This is a genomic window from Yersinia sp. 2545 StPb PI (assembly GCF_052217125.1).
In the GTDB taxonomy this organism is placed as follows: Bacteria; Pseudomonadota; Gammaproteobacteria; order Enterobacterales; family Enterobacteriaceae; genus Yersinia; species Yersinia enterocolitica_E.
This window is the reverse complement of record NZ_JAZGPY010000001.1, coordinates 4,196,011-4,215,481: the sequence shown is the minus strand read 5'-3', so window position 1 is coordinate 4,215,481 and position 19,471 is coordinate 4,196,011. Positions and strand designations below refer to the sequence as shown.

Below are 19,471 nucleotides of genomic sequence, written 5' to 3'. Positions count from 1 at the left end.
CTGGTCATTTAGCATTAATGACAAAGGTGACAGTAAATTTTACAGGATAGCTATGTTTCTGCTGAAAGATGAATAACACAGGCTGAGTATCGATTGGTTAATAAAAACCCACAATCAGATAAACGTATAAATATAACCGAGTGTTAGTCTCTTCGGAGAAAGCAGACAATAGTTAACTCAACGTAAAGGTCGTAAACACTTTTCGCATTTGTTAAATATTGTGCATAGACAATGACTATCCAATAAAAGTGGATGTCATCGCAGGGAGGATGTTATCTATAGTGATAATAAGAAAAGTTAAAATAACTACGATGTGCCGGCATCATTAAATGCGTTGTTCGCCTTATATGCGCCATTTTTTTGTTGTTATTTTCCATTTACGTAAGGTCTCTATTTTTTAATCAAGGTTTACGAGCAATGAACTGATGGTGGCTATTTTAGTCATAACACTTATTCATTCTGTGACTCAAATCATGTTTTCTACCGATTTTAAAAGGTGATATGACTAAAAAATGAATAAATTATCGATTTTATTCATTTTAAACGTTGTTTATTCAAAACTGTACTGTATGTTATGCAAAACAGTAAGGTTATATTTAACACGACGGATACATTGGCAGGCTTATTATTATCCAATATTAGCAATGAGAGCGGGTTCTTAATAGTTTTTGTATTTTATTTGTTAATCCATAATTATTTGTTACATCCAAATTTATACGTAAAATCTGCATATAAATTCATATGTACCTTATGCGGTAAATGTTAGCTAAATCACGTTATTAGGCTGTTTCTCGGCTAAGACTCTATTATTAGGAAGGATATGCTGGCAATGATCCCCTGCTCAGAGATAAGTATGGGGAAGGAGGGGCAATGGCTGCCCCGACACGAATAAGTTTAACTGAATAGCGGTAGGTCGGTGCGGGTAGCGGGGATTTTTATCTGTATAACCTGCTGTTGACGGGTCAATTTGAGCGACAATATCTGCCCATCATTCTCTACCTGGAGGTGCAGTAACGGATCATGGGTGTTCATATCAAAAACACATGTCACCTGAGCCTCCGGTTGACGATTACGCAAAATCAGGTAGCTGATATCACGTACTGACGGATTTGCCGGTGCCAGTCCTTGGAATAGTGTGGCATCGGCCGCCAGCCAAAGTGATAGCGGGTGTGCTGCTGTTTGATAGCAACACTGGATAACACCATTGAGTGGCTGGGCAGTAACCTGATGCAAATAGTGCATGGGGCCACTGTCATTGAAGACTGAATTCTCACCCATCAATTCTGTTGCTACTCCGTCGATATGCAGTGTCCAATCCCATTGTTGTTGATGTGGATTAGCGATATTACTGATATCAATGATGGCATCTTCCAGCCACAAAATACGGCGACGGAATTTTACGTCGCGATAGGATTCGCTGTCCCACTGAATCCGGGTATGGCTATCCAACTCGGGTGCTGTTTCTCCCCAATCAACCTCTGTATCCAGCCAACTAAAGTTAGCCGATTGATGCCAGTGATGGATAACCGGCACTGCTGGCGGTTGATTTGTTTGGTTAATACTGAGCGTATTGTGAGTTGCACTATTTTTGTAGTAGCCATAATGCAGTTGCGCACCGTAACCCGTGGTGCCTAAATCCGGCAGGATCTCGTGCCCTTGCTCAAACAGAATTAAATTTAGCCGATCATAATGATCATGTTCACCACCATATGGGCTGTGTTTTACCAGCAAAGCGCGCCCTGCTTGTGGCTGACGTAAAATTGTTAGCCCGCAATCCGGTGCATGCAGTGTGTCTGTCGGTATGACATCAATCATTTGTGGTGGCAATTCTTCAACACCGTACAGCAGGGCATCCAGATTTAAGCGCGGCTGTTGGCGATAAATATGTTGCAAGGCAGCGGCATACTCATCATTGCCATAAGTTTTAAAAGCAAATTCATATAAATGAGCGTGGTTGAGCTGCTCTTGCCCAGCGGTGCAATCGTTAATTCGTGGAAATGTCCCGTCTGGCATTAACAGTTGAAGCGGGAAACTGAGCATATTGCGGTAATAGGGCAGGGCAAGTAGGCTATAGCGGCTACCTGCAGCCAGCTTTTCAAATGACCAGAAGCCTTGCAGTGCATAAAAGTGATAATGCACTGAGCCTTCAAACCACAATCCTTCACTGAACAGCCCATGCTCCAACTGATAACGCAGGCCATAATCTGCGTTGACGGCAAACTCAATATAGTGCTCTTCTGCCAGAATCAGGCCGATCACGGCGATCGCACTGCTGATTTTAACTTCATGGTTATGTAATTGGCGGGTACGGTGTTGCATCAGGAAATCTGCGCCTTCGCGCAATAAACGCCCGGCGATGCAGTCGCGCTGCTCCTGACTGAGGGCATCGGAGATAAAATCATAACCCAAAGCAAAATCGAGCAGGCAATTGGCCTCACACAGGGTTTGTGCATTGGCCTTACCCGGCCCGTTGTACGGAATACCGCCGTGAACTTCATAATCAGGGTAGTGACGGGCATAATTAATCAGAATGTCCCGCACTTTATTGAAGTAACACACCTCCCCAGTTAACTGCCAAAGCAGACCTAGCTGATTACAGGCTTTGGCATTCAGGCCATTAAGCGCCCGCCACCAGGCACCGTCATAGGGTTCGCCACTGAATAACTGAGAGTCAACCGGGCAACGATGCTGAGTGGGTGAGTCGCGATCCCACTCCAGCCGCACACCGTGATCCGGGCAATAATAGTAATGATTCCAGGTGGCGATACCGGTGGCAGGAACCCGTGTTGCCGAGTCCAAAACCACCCGATTATCCGCAATCAGCGTGGCAATAATCTCCGGCTGTTGCACTCTATTTCCCTGTTGTCGTACAACCCGCTGGCGGATTTTAGCCATCTGCCGATCCGTAAACTGCTTCATATCTGGTGTGTCCTCGACGAGAGTTATTTTTGCGCGATCAGGGGTTGTGTGATCGGATAAAGCAGGATTTCGACGGCATCTGGGTATTTTGCTATCAGATATTGTGCTTTCTGCTGGAACTCACCGTCAGCAGGGTAAGCTCGGGCGGCGGTTATCATATTGATCAAGGCTTTCTTATCTTGTAGGCCATCCAAGTCTTTATACGGCCAGGCTTGGTCGCTATTGATAAAACCTGCCACATATTGATAGCCTTTTTTCAGGCTGTGCTCGTCCAGAGAAAAGTTCCAGATATCTTTGTCTGCAACCTCACCCAACCGGCCTAGCTTGTTGTAGGCTTCTAAATGAAAATTACTGTAATGCCAAGGACGAGTACGTTCCAACTCGGCATTTTGTCGGCCCTGCATATCAAAATGCGAGGGGATTCGACGGAGTTGAGTTATCTCCAGGCGCTTTTGAGCGGCGGCTTTTTGGTCGCTAAATAGAGCAAAGGAGGCGGCCTGCATATCAAAATAGGTGCCGTGATTATTATGCCAATTGTCTTCTTCGAAACCGTTCTGGCTGGTAGTCATCCATTGGTAAAAGTCTTTATACCAAAGTTTGATTGCTTGATAGTCGGTATCATTAAGTACATTGGCTGGTCTTATCAATTCGACAGCATCAATCACATCGACCAGTGCCCGGCTATCGATCAAACCAATCCCGCGCCCTTCATTGATACCCGGAATGGCTTGGGCATATTGTAGATTCGGGTTCATTCGGGTGTTTGGATTGACAAACCAGTTAGCCAATTGATCCCGTGCTTTCTCGGCGTACTCGGGCTTACCGGTAAAGCTATAAGCCAATGCCAAATAATAGACATCTTCGCTTAGGCTGTTCATGCGTTTTTTATCGGTGGCGTCACTATTGGCGTCTGGATTTGTTTCGCCGTCTTTACGCAAATAAGGCATGCCGTCTTTCTTGCTTGGGTCTGGCCACCAATAAGGCGGGAAGCTGTAATAGTCGTGTTTATCGCCACTGGCGGCCGACAGACTTTTATCCATAACGGAGTACAGTGGTTTTTTTAGTGCTTTATCTGCCTTATCTATCAGATTCTTATACGATTTTTCATATAACGGATTGTTTTGTTTAACCTGAGCGATGCTGTAGTTTATATCATCCATTTTTAATAGTAATGGGTAGCTTTCCGCAGCATAAATAAAAGGGGAAGACCCCAAAAGCATAGCCAGTAATAGGTTTTTATTACCTGAAATTTTCATCACTACTCTCCTTTTTCTTTATGATTTACATTATTAAAAATAAATAATTCTGATTGCTTTAATTGCTTTCCTTATTGTTTTAAAATAGAAATTTAACCTTATTAAAATAAAGTAATTAAATGTATTGGCACTCTTTAAATAAAAAATAACACTGTTTAATTTCAGATGGATTTGAATTCTATGGGAAAGTTTTTTGGCTTTTGTGATCCAAGTCTATATTATAAATTATCTGTAAATAAATAATTTAAATTGTGATGAATATCAAATTAAATCTTAGTTTTAGACGTTTTTTAGCCAATTTTAATAATTGCTTGGTTTTTTTAATTTTTAAAATGAAGGTTTTAATTTATTGTTTTATATGATTTAATTTGTTTTTATTCATTTTTTGTTGATTTTTTTAATGTGATCTCAAGCAGAAATATTTAAATGGAATTAAGTTTTGTTTTTTATGGTGTAGTTTTTTGTTTTTCTCTGGGTTCTAATGTTATCGAGTGTTTCGTGATTTTATTCTGTTATTTAATCTTCTGGGTAAATTCATAAAAATTAGATTTCAACGAGGCGATGAGATGAAGACAAAAATGATAATGTCACAAGTAAAAATAAAATCCTTGCTGTTATTAACTTATTTAGCCATGGGGATCCCTTCTCTTCACGCTGCAGAAACATTGCAAGTGTGGATCCGCGCCAGTAATGATTCCAAGAATATTTATAAAAAAGAAGCCGACACTTTTGAGAAGAAAACCGGTATCAAGATTGAATATTTCAATGCGACGACTGATTTTGAACAGCGTCTGGCACGGGCCGCAGCGGGTAATGCGCTGCCGGACCTGATTTTCAACGATGCCGTGGCTATTGGGCAGTTTGTCCAGCTTGGTATTGTCGAACCGATTGAACCGAAAAATATCATTGGCGGAGAAGATATCTTCGATACCGCCTGGAAAAGTGCCCAATATATTGATGGTAAATATTATGGGGTGCCTACTTCAGCTCAGACCTTCGCCCTGTTTGTACGTAAAGACTGGCGAGAGAAACTGGGATTAGAACAGCCTAAAAACTGGCAGGATATCAGTACATTAGCGAAGGCGTTTACTTTTAATGACCCGGACGGCAACGGTAAGAACGATACCTATGGCTTTATTCTACCGGCTTCAACCACCCGTGGTTACGCCAGTTGGTTTATCAGTTCTTATCTTTGGCAGGCCGGCGGTGATTTTATTCGCCCAACCAGTGAAGGTAAATTTAAAGCATCGTTGGAAGAGCCAGCAGCGACTGAAACGCTGAGTTTCATGCGTGGCATGGTATGTGACAAAACGGTACAGCCGGGGGCTATCAATGCCACTACCGCAGATGCCATTCCATCATTCCGTTCCGGTCAAAGCGGCATGTTCTTCTCCGGCCCATATCACATTGCTTTGTTTGATAAAGATCCCGGTAAAGAGGCTTTTGAAGTGATCCCACCGCCGGCCGGAGCAAAAGGGCAGGCAACACTGGCTGAAGGCACCACCGTATTTTTGATGAAAAGCAGTCAGAAAAAAGAAGCCGCTCAGAAATTCATAGAATTCATGATCTCACCTGAAGGGCAACAAATCGGCATGGGAATGGGCAGCAACAATATGCCGGTCGTGCGCTTGTCGATTAATAAGCAAGTTGATACTAAAGCGGTTTATAACGATCCGCGCTGGGCAATGTTTGCTGACTTATATGCCGAACATGGCCGCTATATCCCACAAGTGCCTAACTGGACGCCTATTCGTCAGGTCACTGCTGAAGGTTTCAACCGCATCTTAGCCAACTGTGACAGTGATATCCCTGCTGAATTAAAAGCCGTGAATCAGAAAGTGAACGATGAATTGGCTAAACAGAATGTCTTAGGGCTGTGAGTGAAACATGATAACGCTAACCCCCCGACTAAAACGTAATCTGGTTCCGTGGCTGTTCCTGGCTCCGGCACTGGTCATCTTCACCTGGTTTAAATTCATTCCGATGCTGCAAGGGCTAGTGATGAGTTTTTACAAGGTTAACTTTAACCAGCCAAATGAGTGGGTCGGGTTTGACAACTTCTCCCGCGCGATGGGTGATGAAGCGCTGCACTCTGCGGTGTTCAACACCCTGTTATATGTGGTGGTCACCATGGTGGTGGCCGCTTTTATCGCCTTCTTTTTAGCCATGTTATTGGAAGGCCCGGCACGGCATCTGCGCTTTATCCGCACCGCTATTTTCCTGCCGGCGGTAACCAGTGCGGCTATCGTCGCCGAAATGTGGCGAATTCTGTTTAACCCGACCAGTAATGGTGTGGTGAACCATGTTCTGTCATGGTTCAGCATTGAAGCGCAGGGGTTTTTGGCAGATACCGATCAGGCGCTGTGGACTGTAATGATGCTGCATATCTGGAAAGCAGTGCCTTACAACATGGTTATCTTTATTGCCGGGCTGGTAGGCATTAGCCGTGATTTGTACGACGCCTCGAATGTGGATGGTGCCAACTGGTGGAATCGCCTACGTTACGTCACCTTACCGGGCATGATCCCAGCACTTTCAGTGGTACTGATGCTGTCGTTTATCCGTGGTTTTCGGGTGTTTGCCGAAGTGTATGCCACCACTGGCGGTGGTCCATCGAATGCAACGGAAATGATAATGACCCATATCTACAAGCTGGGCTTTGAGCAGTTTGATTATGGTTATGCCTCTGCGGTGTCCTTCCTGCTATTCGCGTTCACTGTGATATTGACGATTTGTCACCTCACATTGAAAAAGCGCATCGCCCGTTACTAACCCGAGCCGGAGACTGGTCATGAAAACTAAAAGTTGGAACAGTATCGGCCGCTGGATAATTTATGGTCTGTTACTGATTGTATTTGTTGGCCCGTACTGGGGCATTATTGCTACCGCATTCAGCGGTGCGCCAGTTAAACCCGGTGAGCTGTTGGCATGGCCAAATCAGTTCTCGTGGGACAACTTTATTTTTGCCTGGATGGATATCGGCGTCTGGCAATATCTGCTGAACTCGATCATCGTGGTGTTCTTTGGCACGGTTCTACAGGTGTCAGTCAGTGCACTGGCGGCTTATGCGTTGGCGCGTAAAAAGTTTGTCGGAGTCTCTCTGACCAGCTTGATCATCCTGTCGACCATGATGCTGCCGGAAGAGGTGATCGCTATTCCGCTCTATATGATCATTAACTGGCAACTGCCAATTATCGATTCCTCGTTGTACAACAGCTATTTGGGCATGATCCTACCGGTGGTTGGCTGGGCCTTCTCAATCTTTGTTTTGACTGAGTTTATGGCTGCTATCCCAAAAGAGTTGGAAGAGGCGGCACGCATTGATGGTGCCAGCGAATGGCAAATTTTCTTCCATGTGATCCTGCCACTGGTTAAACCGGCTTTGGGCACGGTAGTTACCTTCGGATTTATCATGATTTGGGATCAATATCTGTTGCCGCTGATTGTCGTGAATCAGGACAGTTTGAATACCATTCCGGTGATCCTCGGCACGTTACGTACCGACGAGAGCATCACACCAAATATCTTTATTGCCATCACCCTATTGGCGATGCTGCCGAGCATCATCGTGTATCTGGGTCTGCAAAAACATTTCAATCGCGGGATCATGTCTGGCGCGGTTAAAGGTTAGGGAGAAACAAAATGGGATCGGTTGTACTTAAAAATGTCTGTAAATCTTACGGTGACACCCATGTGATCCGCGATGTATCGCTGGAAATCCCTGACGGTGAGTTCTGCGTATTAGTTGGCCCGAGTGGCTGCGGAAAATCCACCTTACTGCGTATGATTGCTGGGCTGGAAGAGATTTCCGGCGGCACGGTAGGCATTAATGATAAAGACGTCACCGACGTTGAACCTAAGATGCGCGATATCGCTATGGTGTTCCAAAGCTATGCTCTCTATCCACAGATGACGGTGCGCGAGAACATGGGTTTTGCACTGAAAATGGCCAAAATGTCCAAGGCGGAGATCAATAACAAAGTCGAAACCACGGCAGAGTTATTGGGTTTACAGGCCCTTTTGGAGCGGTTGCCGAAAGATTTGTCCGGTGGTCAGCGTCAGCGCGTCGCCATGGGGCGGGCTATCGTGCGTAACCCACAGGTATTCTTGTTTGATGAGCCATTATCGAATCTGGACGCCAAATTGCGTACTCAGGTGCGTGGTGAGATCCGCGAATTGCATCAGCGGCTGAAAACCACCTCTGTTTATGTCACCCATGATCAAATAGAAGCGATGACGATGGGGCAAATGATCGTGGTACTGCGCGAAGGGCGCATCGAGCAGGTCGGATCGCCATTGGACTTGTATGATCGTCCGGCTAATTTGTTCGTCGCGGGGTTTATTGGGTCACCTGAGATCAATCAATTGAAAGGCTCCGTGGTGCAACAGGGTGATAAATTCCTGCTACAACTGGAAGATGGCTCATTGCTGACATTGCCTGTTGGCTTGCAGTTGAGCGACGGGCAGCGCGTGGTGTACGCCATTCGGCCAGAGCAGGTCAACGTGGTAGATGCGACACACAGTGCCAGTGCACTGAAAGCGACCATTACTGCGATTGAGAATACCGGCTCGGATATGCAGCTATTTTGTAGCACTGGCGGTGGCCGCTTTACCTCGGTTTTCAAACAGCGTTTGGCGGTGAATGCAGGGGAGACGGTCTATCTGCAACCTAAGCTTGCCGGTATCCACATTTTTGATGCTGCCACCGGTTTACGGGTTGCTTGTCAGGCTACATAAGGAAGCAAATACCCATGACGCCAATGAAAACGTCTATGACGCCAATAAAATTGTATACGCTGGATCTAGATTGCCTGATCAAGGCGAAAGCGGTATTACAGCAACCTTTTTCACCATTACAACCGGCATTACGCCGGTTATTAAGTGAAGCCGATATATTGCGTGATCAGCCACCGGAAAGTGTGACTGATAAAAAGTTATTGCCGGTCAGTGGTGATATTCACGACTATTACAGCTTTGGTACTTATTGGTGGCCAAATCCGCGCAAGCCTAATGGTTTACCCTATGTGCGCCGCGATGGGCATACCAACCCGCAGAGTCAGAATGACGATACTGATACTCAACGTATCGTACGAATGTGTGATCGCTGCCTGACACTGGGGCTGGCCTACTATTTTACCGGGAATAGCCGTTATGCACAGGTGGCCGCCGAGCAGATACGTTGCTGGTTTTTAGATGCTAAAACTCGTATGAATCCGCATCTTAATTACGGGCAGGCCATTCCTGGTATCGTTTCTGGCCGTGGTACCGGCCTGATTGATACCCGCCTGATGTGGATGGTGATTGATACTCTCGGCTTGATATCACCAGCCAAGCTGCTCGATACCGAGGATACTGCGGTGTTACAGCAATGGTTCCGTGATTTTAACCATTGGATGTTCCACAGCGAAGTGGGCCATTCAGAGTATGTCTGGCACAACAACCACGGCACCTGGTATGACGTACAGCGCGCGGCCAATGCGATGTTTTATGGCGATCGCGGGCTGGTTTCCACCATTATCCAGCAAGGTATCACCCAACGGTTGGCGGCGCAGATTGCCCAAGATGGTAAACAGTGGATGGAGCTGGAACGCACCGTGCCGTTCCATTACTCGTTGTTCAATTTGGAAGCCCATCTACTGCTATGTCGCTACGGTGAACATGTTGAAATTGATCGCTGGGAGTGGATACAGGATGGCCGCAATGTTCAGCAGGGGATTGACTATCTGCTACCGTTTATTGCTGAACCGGAGCTGTGGCCCTACCGCGATTTGCGTGGCATCGACTATGACAGTGCATTGCGGTTGTTATTACAGGCCGCCCGGGGTTACCCGATGGACGCCAAACGCTATCATGCGGTGCTTGCCACCTTCCCGGTGGAAACCCTGACATCCCGTGATCGTCTGTTGTGGCAGAATTAATTGGGTCAAAGTTAATAGAGGCAAAGTTGATGTACACTCAGGGCTATTTCTAAGCCAGAGGGCGTTGTGAATAATGAGTGACGTGAATAACCCTGAGGATCTGCTTGGTATTAACCGCTTTCTGCGCCAGCAACATGTACTGACGCTGTGTGCGGGCAGTGGTATCGATATGTGGTGTGCCAACTGTTTTTACGTATTTGATGAAACGCAGATGGCGCTATTTATCATGACAGAAAAGCACACCCGACATGGTGAACTGATGCAGATAAACCCACAGGTTGTCGGCACCATCGCCACCCAGCCGCGCACAGTAGCCTTGATTAAAGGTATTCAATACCGCGCAGAGATAAGCGAATTAACGGGGGATGCGGAACACCGCGCCCGCCAGCGCTACTGCCGCCGCTTTCCGGTGGCTAAAGTGGTATCCGCTCCACTCTGGCAGCTCAATCTGCTGGAAATCAAGATGACTAATAATACCCTTGGTTTTGGCAAAAAACTGTATTGGCAGCAAGACTCTTCACTATAAATTTCCTGTTTTAATGATAACTGCTATTTTTCGATTCTATGTAATAGTGTCTCTGGTATGTATTATTCATAACAATTGATTTCAATAATTGTCTCCGCACTTTTTCGCGGCATTAGCATCAATACCAGAAGGTAGGAGGTCAGATGGCGAAGGTATTATTACTGGGCGCAAGTGGCCTGGTGGGGGGCGAATTACTGCGCCTGTTACGTTTGGATGCCAGAGTGACATCCATCATTGCACCTAGCCGTAAACCCTTGCCAGCCATAAATAAACTGATTAATCCGCAGGGTGAAAATATCGGCGAGTTGCTGAAAACCTTGGATCAACCGGTGGAGTTGGTTTTTTGCTGTTTGGGGACCACCCGTAAGCAAGCTGGCAGCCAGGCGGCATTTCGTTTGGTGGATTATCGGTTGGTATTGGCCGCTGGTGAAACCGGCTTGCGGCTGGGCGCACGGCATTTTCTATTGGTAAGCGCGATGGGGGCTAATGCCAACTCATGGGTGTTTTATAACCGCACCAAAGGTGAGGCCGAGCGTGACTTACAGGCTCAGGGCTGGCCACAACTTACTTTTGCCCGGCCCTCAATGCTGGCAGGTCAGCGCGACAAGCCCCGCTTGATGGAGAGCCTAAGTGCACCTCTGTTTGCCTTATTGCCGGATAAGTGGCGCTTGATTAAAGGCAAAGATGTCGCACAGGCGATGCTGGATCAGGCTTTTGCGCCGCCGAAAGAGGGCGTGACAATCTTAACCTCCGCTCAGATGCAGCAGCGTTGATCATAATAGGGTAATCGTCTGATTATCATGGGCGATTGCCACCTCTGCCGGTAATGGGTGGTCAAGCAACCATCGATCAAGTTGGTGGCTGGCATGGGTCAGCAACGTCTGTTGTGGCATTAGCAAATCCTTAATGGCTAACGCGATGGTTACATCATTGTGATTGCGTGGCGGCGGCGTCTGCGGCGGGTGGCTGCAATCCAGCACCAGCAGATCGATATTTTTGCTGGTCAGAAATAGCGCACTATCAGCGGGTAGCCCGACGGTATCGGTTAAATAGGCGATGGTCCGGCTGGGGCTTTGCAATAAATAGCCGAAGGTTATTTTGGAATGGGTTAGCGGCACCGGTGTGACCCGTAAGTCACCAAAATGGAGGGTCTGGAATGCGGCCATCGGCGGCTGAAAATGCAGAATTCCAGGATGTTTGAACAGGTCGTCACAGCCGTCTGGATCCGGCGGTCCGTAGATCGGGATCGAATTTCCGCATCCCCAACGTAACGGAAATAACCCCTGAACATGATCCATGTGGTAATGTGTAAGCAAAAAACGCTGAATTTCCCCCGCAGTAAACTGCTGATCCAGTGTCGGCAATCCGGCATCAATCAAGGTGGTTTCCCCCTGATATCGCAGCATGGCACTGCAAGGTTTACGGCCCAATGCGGGCTGCACTCTGGCTTTAGCACAAATCACGCAGTCACAACCAAATACCGGCACCTGCTGGGCGCAACCGGTGCCTAACAGTGTCAGTTCCATTTTTTATCCCCCATTTCTTTACTGGTTAGGGGAGCTAGCAGTAATTGTTGTAACTGCCCCAGTGTGTGGTGCAGCTCACCATCATTAGACAGTTGCAAACAGTTAACCGGTAGCTGTTGCTGATAGTGTTGCGCCCGTTGTAATCGTGCATTGATCTGTTCACTGTTCTCTCGGCCACGTTGTTGCAATCGTTGCGCTAAAATAGCCGGAGAAACCGTCAGACAGAGCGGCAAAAGTTGGTCGGAATAGCGCTGTTGTGCCTCTGGCAGATAAGCTCTGGAGCCATTAACCACCACATCTAACCCGTGTTGTAGCCAGATATCAATCTCAATACCTATCCCATAGCGATACTGATGCGCTTGCCAGTACAGCGCGAATAATCCTTGGGCCGCCCGCAGTAAAAACTCCTGTTCACTTAGCGCAACATGGTTTTCCGCCCCGGCATTGGCCTGGCGGGTGATATAACGATGTGCCACGATAATATTTGCCGGATTGGCTGCCCGCAGCGCCGACAGCAGACAATCTTTTCCGGCCCCTGATGCCCCCATCAGATAGATTAAGCGCCCCATCAGAACACCTGTATTCCCTGACGCCAGACGTTTTGCACGTAAACATGTTTACTTTGCGCACTGTCATGAGCGCGTGCCAGTATCAAATCAGCCCGTTTACCTTCGGCAATAACACCACGATCCTGTAGTCCCAAGGCGTTGGCAGGATTACGTGTTACCAAATTAACCGCTTGCGGTAAGGTGAAGCTATTGGTTGCATCGTGTGCGATACGAAAGGCCGCATCCAGCAAGCTGGCTGGGTAATAGTCAGACGATAAAATATCCAGTACTCCAATAGCGGCCAGTTGGTGTGCTGCAACATTGCCTGAATGGGAGCCGCCACGGACGATATTTGGCGCGCCCATCAATACTTGTAAACCATGCTGATGTGACGCTCTGGCCGCCACCTCCGTGGTGGGAAATTCAGCAATCACACTGCCCAGTGCTTGTGATTGTGCCACATGTTCCGCCGTGGCATCATCGTGACTGGCGAGGGCAATGCCCCGCTGAGAGCAGTGATCGGCGATCGCTGTTCGATTCGGCGCTGACCAGCGCGCTGACAGGGTGATTTGCTCTTCCTCAAACTCTGCCATTTGTTGATCATTAAGATGGTATTTGCCCTGATAATACTCACGATATTTTGCCCGGGAGGCGAATTGACGCTGGCCTGGTGAGTGATCCATCAGCGATACCAATGACAGTTCAGGCTGCATCATCAGTTCTTCAAACAGCGGTAGAGTACTTTCATGAGGTAATTCACAACGTAAATGAATCCGGTGTTCTGCCCGGTTCAGTCCCGCCCGCTGACTATCCACCACCGCATTAATCATTTTTTGCAGATTATCCAGACGATGCCCGCCATCGCGCACATCGCCAATCGCCACTGCGTCCAACACGGTGGTGATCCCACTGGCAACCATCAGCGCATCATGGCTGCTCATCGCCGAATGAGCTGGCCAATCAACGTTGGGGCGTGGGGTAAAAAACTTGTCCAGATTATCGGTATGCAGCTCGATCAATCCCGGCAACAGCCAGCCATGTTGTCCATCTAAGGCGGCAGAGAGTTGGGTTGGGCGATCACTGTAATTGTGGATAACCCCGTTTTTGATTTCGAGCGATCCGTTGACCACCTGATCTTCCAGAATAAGGTTGATGTTATTGAGGATCATGCGGGTATCTCCGGACTGGCATCGGCGGGAAAGGGCGTCATGACCAGTAAGCGATCACTGACATGGTTACGTACGGCCTCATCGTGGAAAATTCCAATGATGGCGGCCCCTCGCTGTTTAGCTTCATCAATCAGGCTAACGACTGCCGCGCTATTGGTGCTGTCGAGCGATGCCGTTGGCTCATCAAGCAGCAATATGGGGTAATCTTTGATAAAACCACGGGCGATATTGACCCGCTGCTGCTCGCCGCCGGAAAAGGTCGAGGGGGCCAGATCCCATAAGCGTGGTGGAACATTGAGGCGAGTCAGGAGATCCTGCGCGCGCTGTTGGCATATATGGCGTTCAACGCCAAGCTCCAGTAGCGGTTGCATCACCACATTTAATGCACTGATCCGTGGGATCACCCGCAAAAATTGGCTGACCCAACCCACGGTATGACGGCGTACCTCCATAATTTGTCGCGCTGGTGCTGCCACAATGTCGAGCCATTCCCCCTGATGCTTGACCCAGATATGCCCGCTGTCTGGCAGATAGTTGGCATATAAAGAGCGTAGCAGAGTAGATTTACCGCTGCCGGAATGGCCGTGTAATACCACACATTCACCGCTACTCACTTCCAGTGAGGTTTGATGCAATACCGGTAAGCGAATACCATGCTGGTGGTGTAGTACGAAGGTTTTACTGAGATTTTCAACTCTCAGTTGTGGGTGATTGATAGGCCGTTGCTGGTGATTCATAGTGAGCTCTCGTTAATCTATTCACGGGTTAACAGACAAAACAGTCAGTTTTGCAGCACCGATGAAACCAATAGTTGGGTGTAGGGATGATGGGGATCGTCTAGCACTCGATCGGTCAGGCCGCTTTCGATAACCTGACCCTCCTTCATCACCAGCAACCGGTGTGCCAATAGCCGGGCCACACCGAGATCATGAGTGACAATCACCACTGCCAGTTGCATTTCCACCACCAGATTGCGCAGTAAATCCAGTAGTCGCGCTTGTACTGATACATCCAGGCCACCCGTCGGTTCGTCCATAAATACCAGCTTGGGGTGGGTCACCAGATTGCGGGCAATTTGCAGACGTTGTTGCATGCCGCCGGAGAAGGTAGTGGGTAAGTCATCCAAGCGTGATAGTGGGATCTCGACATCCTCCAGCCAGCGCCCTGCTTGTTGGCGGATGTCGCCGTAATGGCGCTGGCCAATAGCCATTAGACGCTCGCCGATATTGCCACCGGCGGAAACCTGTGGGCGCAAACCATCCAGTGGATGCTGATGGACCACCCCCCATTCGGTGCGCAGTAAACAGCGGCGCTGACTTTCAGCCATCTGATATAAATCAACTGGTTGCTGGGCACCAGAGTGGTAAATAACCTGCCCATGCTGTGGCGGCAACCGGGCAGAAATCGATTTTAATAAGGTGGTTTTGCCAGAGCCGGATTCACCGACAATTCCCAATACTTCACCGGGATAGAGCTGGAAAGAGACGTTGCTAAACCCCTTACCTGGCGCATACAAGTGTGTGAGATTCTCCACTGATAGCAGTGGGTGAGCGGCTGCGGATGATGAAATAACCTGTTCGGAAATCATTGAATATTTACCTCTTGTGCCGCCAGTTGCTGCTGGCAAAAATCAGTATCAGAACAGACAAACATTCGGCTGCCCTGATCGTCCATCACCACTTCATCAAGATAGCTGTGGCGCGAGCCGCACAAGGCACAGGGTTCATCCCATTGCTGCACGGTAAATGGGTGATCGTCGAAATCCAGACTTTCCACCTTGGTAAAGGGAGGCAGGGCATATAACCGCTTCTCGCGACCGGCCCCGAACAGTTGCAGCGCGGGCATCATGTGCATTTTGGGGTTATCAAATTTTGGGATCGGTGAAGGGTCCATCACGTAGCGATCGTTCACTTTGACCGGATAGGCGTAGGTGGTGGCGATATGGCCGTAGCGGGCGATATCTTCATACAGTTTTACCTGCATCACGCCGTATTCTTCCAGCGCATGCATTTTGCGCGTTTCGGTTTCGCGTGGTTCGATAAAGCGCAGTGGCTCTGGGATCGGCACCTGATAGATAAGGATCTGATCTTCGCTCAGTGGTGTTTCAGGAATGCGATGCCGGGTTTGGATCAAGCTGGCATCGACAGTGCTTTCGGTGGTCGTCACCCCGCTGACGCGCTGAAAAAAACGGCGGATAGAGACAGCATTGGTGGTGTCATCTGCCCCTTGGTCGATCACTTTTAATACATCTTTGCGGCCAATCAGGCTGGCGGTCAATTGAATGCCACCGGTGCCCCAACCATAAGGCATCGGCATTTCCCGCCCGCCGAACGGCACTTGATAACCGGGGATCGCCACTGCTTTTAGCAGCGCGCGGCGTAAAGTCCGTTTGGTTTGCTCATCCAGGTATCCCAGATTATAACCGGTGAGAACCTCAGTCATGGCGTGGTTCCTGTTCTTGAGAGGATGGCTGTTGCGAGGCGAGTAAGTGCTCACGACGCAGGTGTTTTAGCAATTCCAGTTCCGCTTGAAAATCTACGTAATGCGGCAGTTTAAGATGAGAAACAAACCCCGCGGCTTCGACATTATCGGCATGGGAGAGCACGAATTCTTCATCCTGCGCCGGGCTGGTGACCTTTTCGTCATATTCGCGGCTTTGTAAGGCTCTATCCATCAGCGCCATCGACATCGCTTTGCGCTCACCACGGCCAAACACCAGACCATAACCACGTGTAAAGTGCGGAGGTTCTGATTCCGGGTTGACAAAGCCATTCACCATCTCGCATTCGGTCAGTAAGATTTCGCCGATATCAATAGCAAATCCAAGTTCTTCAGGCTGAATTGAAACGGTCAGGTGACCGGTGCGGATCTCGGCGGCAAAGGGATGGGTGCGGCCATAACCACGTTGCGTGGAATAGCTCAGCGCCAGCAGAAAGCCTTCGTCACCACGGACCAATTGTTGCAGCCTGGCCGAGCGATTGCAGGGATAAACGGGGGGATTGCGGGTGATATCTTCCGGCGGAGTACCGTCATCTTGCTCTGTCAGGGCAAGCTGCTCTTGAACTAATAAATCAAACACATGGGCACAGTTATTGCGTAATAAGTCATCGGATAATGTTTCGCCATCGTTGCGCGCTTGCGGTGCATCGCCTGCGGCCAGCAGGGTAAAATCCAGCAGCCGGTGGGTGTAATCATAGGTTGGACCGAGCACTTGCCCGCCAGGCAAGTCTTTGTAAATGGCTGAAATACGACGCTCTAGCCGCATATGCTCGCTTGCTAGCGGTTGACTGACAGCCAAACGGGGTAAGGTTGTGCGGTAAGCGCGTAGTAGGAAAATGGCTTCCACCAAGTCACCACTGGCTTGTTTAATTGCCAGTGCGGCCAGCTCGCGATCATAGATGCCCCCTTCGGTCATCACCCGATCAACCGCCAGACCGAGTTGTTGTTCAATTTGCTCGCAATCGACTGCCGGGATCTGGCTGTCGCCACGCCGTTGCTGTTCCAGCAATTGATGGGCTGCTGCAATCGCTTTTTCGCCCCCTTTGACTGCAACGTACATCAGCACACCTCCACATGGGTGGTTCGTGGGATTGCCATCAGGTTCTCGCCACAGGTAAACAGAAAATCGATGCCAGCCGGAAATGCAGCAGGGCGGTTAAGCAGATAATTCAAGACGGTGGCGGGCAGGTGTGGTGCAACAGTGCGGCTGTGTTCAATACCTGGCCCGCGTAACCGTAATGGCATGCCGTGGTGTAGGCTGTCGGTCTGAATCACCACCGTAGTGGATTGTTCCGGTGACAGTTCATTACCTGCCGGGCAGGTGGCGAGTTGCTCTGCTGTTATCTCATTATTAAATAATGAAAAAGAGGATTTATCACCGCATGTCGTTAGGGGCGCACCGGTATGAAAACGCACATTGTGTTGCACGCTGTCACTATTAAGTGCTGCGTCGAGATAGAGTGGCGTCTCTTGGTCGGCCAGCGTGAGCAAAACACTGGTGGTTGCTGGGTTCAGTGGTTGCCAGCCGGTAGCATGGGGCAGTGTTACCAGCACGCCCGGTTCACTCAACGCTTTGAGAATACGACGAAAAGTGTGCTGCGCATCATCCACCGGATGCTCAAAATGAGTTAATAAGTTCATCAGTCCTCTCCCCGCACCAAGGTGAAGAAATCAACCTTACTGGCGGTGATAGCATCAGCGCGTAATTGCCGCTGTTCTTGTTGTATTGCGGCCAGTGGGTGAATCACGGTTTTCAGCAATAATTCATTCAACCCGGCGGGTTTACCCTTGACGGTGGAGAGTTGTAACAAGGCATCCAGCACGGCGCACAGCTCGGCATGAGGCTTATTACGCCCGGCAATGTAGCTGTAACCATAAATATCCGTGCTGTCGTTAAGCTTGATAACGGCACGCGTTATGGTCATATCACCAAGGATAAAACGGCGACCAGTAGCCCCCATCCGGGCCTGTAATTGGTTTAAACCTATCTCTGGGGCGCGGATCACCTGATATTCCGGTGATAAATTCAAGGCTTGCCAGTGAGCGAGCAACTCTGCTGGCTGGCAGTGGGCTAACACCGACATCCAGTTTTGCCGAGTGGTATGGCGAGTTTCCATTCAGTGCTCCATCGTCAATTCAATCATGTCGGCCCGCGTCAGGCTGACGGAGTATTCCGCCACCTGCTGGCTATCAACACAGATATTTAAGGTTCGCACACAGAGCAGCGGCGCATGAGTCGCAATCTCGAGTAAGCGGCTCTCTTTTGCCTGCGCACGACGTGCGCTGATGCGGGTTTGGCTACGACTCAGTGGTTGTTGTAAATGCTGGGTGATGAATTGATGCAATGAACCGGAGTTGAATTGTTGTAAAGCAGGCCACCAGCGCAGGTCTGGCAGGTAGTGATCGATAACACAGACTGGTACGCCATTAACCCGCCGCAGAGTACGTAAATGGATCACGGTGGTGCCTTCTGCCAGTGAGAGCGCTTTGGCTACATGCTCTATACACGGGCGCAAGACTGCGAGTAAGCGCTCACTGGTGGGGTCACTACCTTGATCCAGCAAGTTCTGGCTAAAGCGAGCATTAGCATGCAGTGGATAGTCATACGGGCGCATTAATACCAGCGTGCCGATGCCCTGGCGGCGTTGTAGCCAGCCACGTTCAACCAGTTCATCCACTGCCCGACGCAAGGTATGGCGATTAACTTGATAGCGATCAGCCAGTTGTTGTTCAGAAGGCAGGTAATCGCCACAACGATAGGCACCACGCAATTCCTGTTCTAATTGGGCCGCAATTTGTTGATAGCGGGTGGGGTAGCTGGTCGGTGGTCTAGATAAGTGCATGGTAGATATACCCTCTCAGTGCTATCCCCCTCATGGCCGTTTCTAGCCGCAGCGAAGCAACAGAAGTAGCAAAACGGACGAGCAGATGGCGGATAGTCATAGTGATAACCGGTAAGTGATCTCACCGCTATGCTGGCTGTTTTTGATGACAGTAGGGTTAAGCTGAGATGGCGGAACGATGAAGTTTTTGCGTTTATCGGTGCGGGTTTTATTGAGAAAATAGAGATTTTTATAAGAAAAAGTTTTATCGCATTATCAAAATGATAC

20 protein-coding genes are annotated in these 19,471 nt (G+C 48.9%); 7 read left to right on the top strand and 13 right to left on the bottom strand.

Translation table 11 applies throughout. The features are described from left to right. Positions 1-272: 272 nt before the first annotated feature. The 3 genes from speFL to V1955_RS19555 form a co-directional block, all read right to left on the bottom strand. A complete protein-coding gene (gene speFL, locus V1955_RS19565) occupies positions 273-356 on the bottom strand; it encodes a leader peptide SpeFL (RefSeq protein WP_223300551.1) in 84 nt (27 codons plus the stop codon). Positions 357-894: 538 nt separating this feature from the next. Continuing rightward, the gene (locus tag V1955_RS19560) at positions 895-2,919 is read right to left on the bottom strand and encodes a heparinase II/III domain-containing protein (RefSeq protein ID WP_083160878.1); all 2,025 of its coding nucleotides are present in this window, start codon (positions 2,917-2,919) and stop codon (positions 895-897) included. A 23-nt stretch (positions 2,920-2,942) separates the two neighbouring features. Continuing rightward, positions 2,943-4,178: an alginate lyase family protein gene (locus V1955_RS19555; protein WP_193784742.1), complete on the bottom strand. Its 1,236-nt coding sequence runs from the start codon at positions 4,176-4,178 to the stop codon at positions 2,943-2,945. Positions 4,179-4,741: 563 nt separating this feature from the next. Between V1955_RS19555 and V1955_RS19550 the strand changes: the two genes are divergently transcribed. The 7 genes from V1955_RS19550 (at position 4,742) to V1955_RS19520 (ending at position 11,392) form a co-directional block, all read left to right on the top strand. After that, positions 4,742-6,055 (top strand): ABC transporter substrate-binding protein, encoded by a 1,314-nt coding sequence (locus V1955_RS19550; protein ID WP_083160874.1) that lies wholly within the window; start codon positions 4,742-4,744, stop codon positions 6,053-6,055. A gap of 7 nt (positions 6,056-6,062) precedes the next feature. Then, positions 6,063-6,947, top strand: a complete 885-nt coding sequence (locus V1955_RS19545; RefSeq protein ID WP_083160872.1) for a carbohydrate ABC transporter permease — start codon at positions 6,063-6,065, stop codon at positions 6,945-6,947. 19 nt (positions 6,948-6,966) lie between these two features. Beyond that, positions 6,967-7,806 carry a carbohydrate ABC transporter permease gene (locus tag V1955_RS19540; protein ID WP_083160870.1) on the top strand — a complete coding sequence of 280 codons (840 nt, stop codon included), beginning with the start codon at positions 6,967-6,969 and terminating at the stop codon, positions 7,804-7,806. A gap of 11 nt (positions 7,807-7,817) precedes the next feature. After that, positions 7,818-8,912, top strand: a complete 1,095-nt coding sequence (locus V1955_RS19535) for an ABC transporter ATP-binding protein (protein ID WP_050312219.1) — start codon at positions 7,818-7,820, stop codon at positions 8,910-8,912. A gap of 14 nt (positions 8,913-8,926) precedes the next feature. Then, positions 8,927-10,093, top strand: a complete 1,167-nt coding sequence (locus tag V1955_RS19530; RefSeq protein WP_083160868.1) for an alginate lyase family protein — start codon at positions 8,927-8,929, stop codon at positions 10,091-10,093. A 73-nt stretch (positions 10,094-10,166) separates the two neighbouring features. Further along, positions 10,167-10,619 (top strand): YhbP family protein, encoded by a 453-nt coding sequence (locus V1955_RS19525; RefSeq protein WP_193784741.1) that lies wholly within the window; start codon positions 10,167-10,169, stop codon positions 10,617-10,619. 143 nt (positions 10,620-10,762) lie between these two features. Continuing rightward, positions 10,763-11,392, top strand: coding sequence for a hypothetical protein (locus V1955_RS19520; protein WP_442821308.1), 630 nt, complete (start codon positions 10,763-10,765; stop codon positions 11,390-11,392). Here the strand turns inward: V1955_RS19520 and phnP are convergent, their stop codons facing one another. The 10 genes from phnP to phnF all read right to left on the bottom strand — a co-directional run bounded on the left by phnP (position 11,393) and on the right by phnF (position 19,204). Next, the gene (phnP, locus tag V1955_RS19515; RefSeq protein WP_083160864.1) at positions 11,393-12,145 is read right to left on the bottom strand and encodes a phosphonate metabolism protein PhnP; all 753 of its coding nucleotides are present in this window, start codon (positions 12,143-12,145) and stop codon (positions 11,393-11,395) included. Continuing rightward, entirely contained in the window at positions 12,136-12,714 is a 579-nt protein-coding gene (gene phnN, locus V1955_RS19510) for a ribose 1,5-bisphosphokinase (RefSeq protein WP_083160862.1), read from the bottom strand. Before phnN ends, phnP begins: the two co-directional genes overlap by 10 nt. Beyond that, positions 12,714-13,862, bottom strand: a complete 1,149-nt coding sequence (gene phnM / locus V1955_RS19505; RefSeq protein WP_420072957.1) for an alpha-D-ribose 1-methylphosphonate 5-triphosphate diphosphatase — start codon at positions 13,860-13,862, stop codon at positions 12,714-12,716. The genes phnN and phnM overlap by 1 nt, the downstream gene beginning before the upstream one ends. Next, complete coding sequence (gene phnL, locus V1955_RS19500; protein WP_005186537.1) at positions 13,859-14,578, bottom strand: phosphonate C-P lyase system protein PhnL; 720 nt, start codon at positions 14,576-14,578, stop codon at positions 13,859-13,861. Before phnL ends, phnM begins: the two co-directional genes overlap by 4 nt. A gap of 65 nt (positions 14,579-14,643) precedes the next feature. After that, positions 14,644-15,450 (bottom strand): phosphonate C-P lyase system protein PhnK, encoded by an 807-nt coding sequence (gene phnK, locus V1955_RS19495; RefSeq protein WP_372568587.1) that lies wholly within the window; start codon positions 15,448-15,450, stop codon positions 14,644-14,646. Next, entirely contained in the window at positions 15,447-16,304 is an 858-nt protein-coding gene (locus V1955_RS19490) for an alpha-D-ribose 1-methylphosphonate 5-phosphate C-P-lyase PhnJ (protein WP_083160858.1), read from the bottom strand. The genes phnK and V1955_RS19490 overlap by 4 nt, the downstream gene beginning before the upstream one ends. Continuing rightward, positions 16,297-17,421: a carbon-phosphorus lyase complex subunit PhnI gene (locus tag V1955_RS19485; protein WP_442821307.1), complete on the bottom strand. Its 1,125-nt coding sequence runs from the start codon at positions 17,419-17,421 to the stop codon at positions 16,297-16,299. Before V1955_RS19485 ends, V1955_RS19490 begins: the two co-directional genes overlap by 8 nt. Then, positions 17,421-18,002 (bottom strand): phosphonate C-P lyase system protein PhnH, encoded by a 582-nt coding sequence (gene phnH / locus V1955_RS19480; protein WP_083160854.1) that lies wholly within the window; start codon positions 18,000-18,002, stop codon positions 17,421-17,423. The genes V1955_RS19485 and phnH overlap by 1 nt, the downstream gene beginning before the upstream one ends. Continuing rightward, entirely contained in the window at positions 18,002-18,478 is a 477-nt protein-coding gene (gene phnG / locus V1955_RS19475; RefSeq protein ID WP_442821306.1) for a phosphonate C-P lyase system protein PhnG, read from the bottom strand. The genes phnH and phnG overlap by 1 nt, the downstream gene beginning before the upstream one ends. Further along, complete coding sequence (gene phnF, locus V1955_RS19470) at positions 18,479-19,204, bottom strand: phosphonate metabolism transcriptional regulator PhnF (RefSeq protein ID WP_083160850.1); 726 nt, start codon at positions 19,202-19,204, stop codon at positions 18,479-18,481. Positions 19,205-19,471 lie beyond the last annotated feature (267 nt).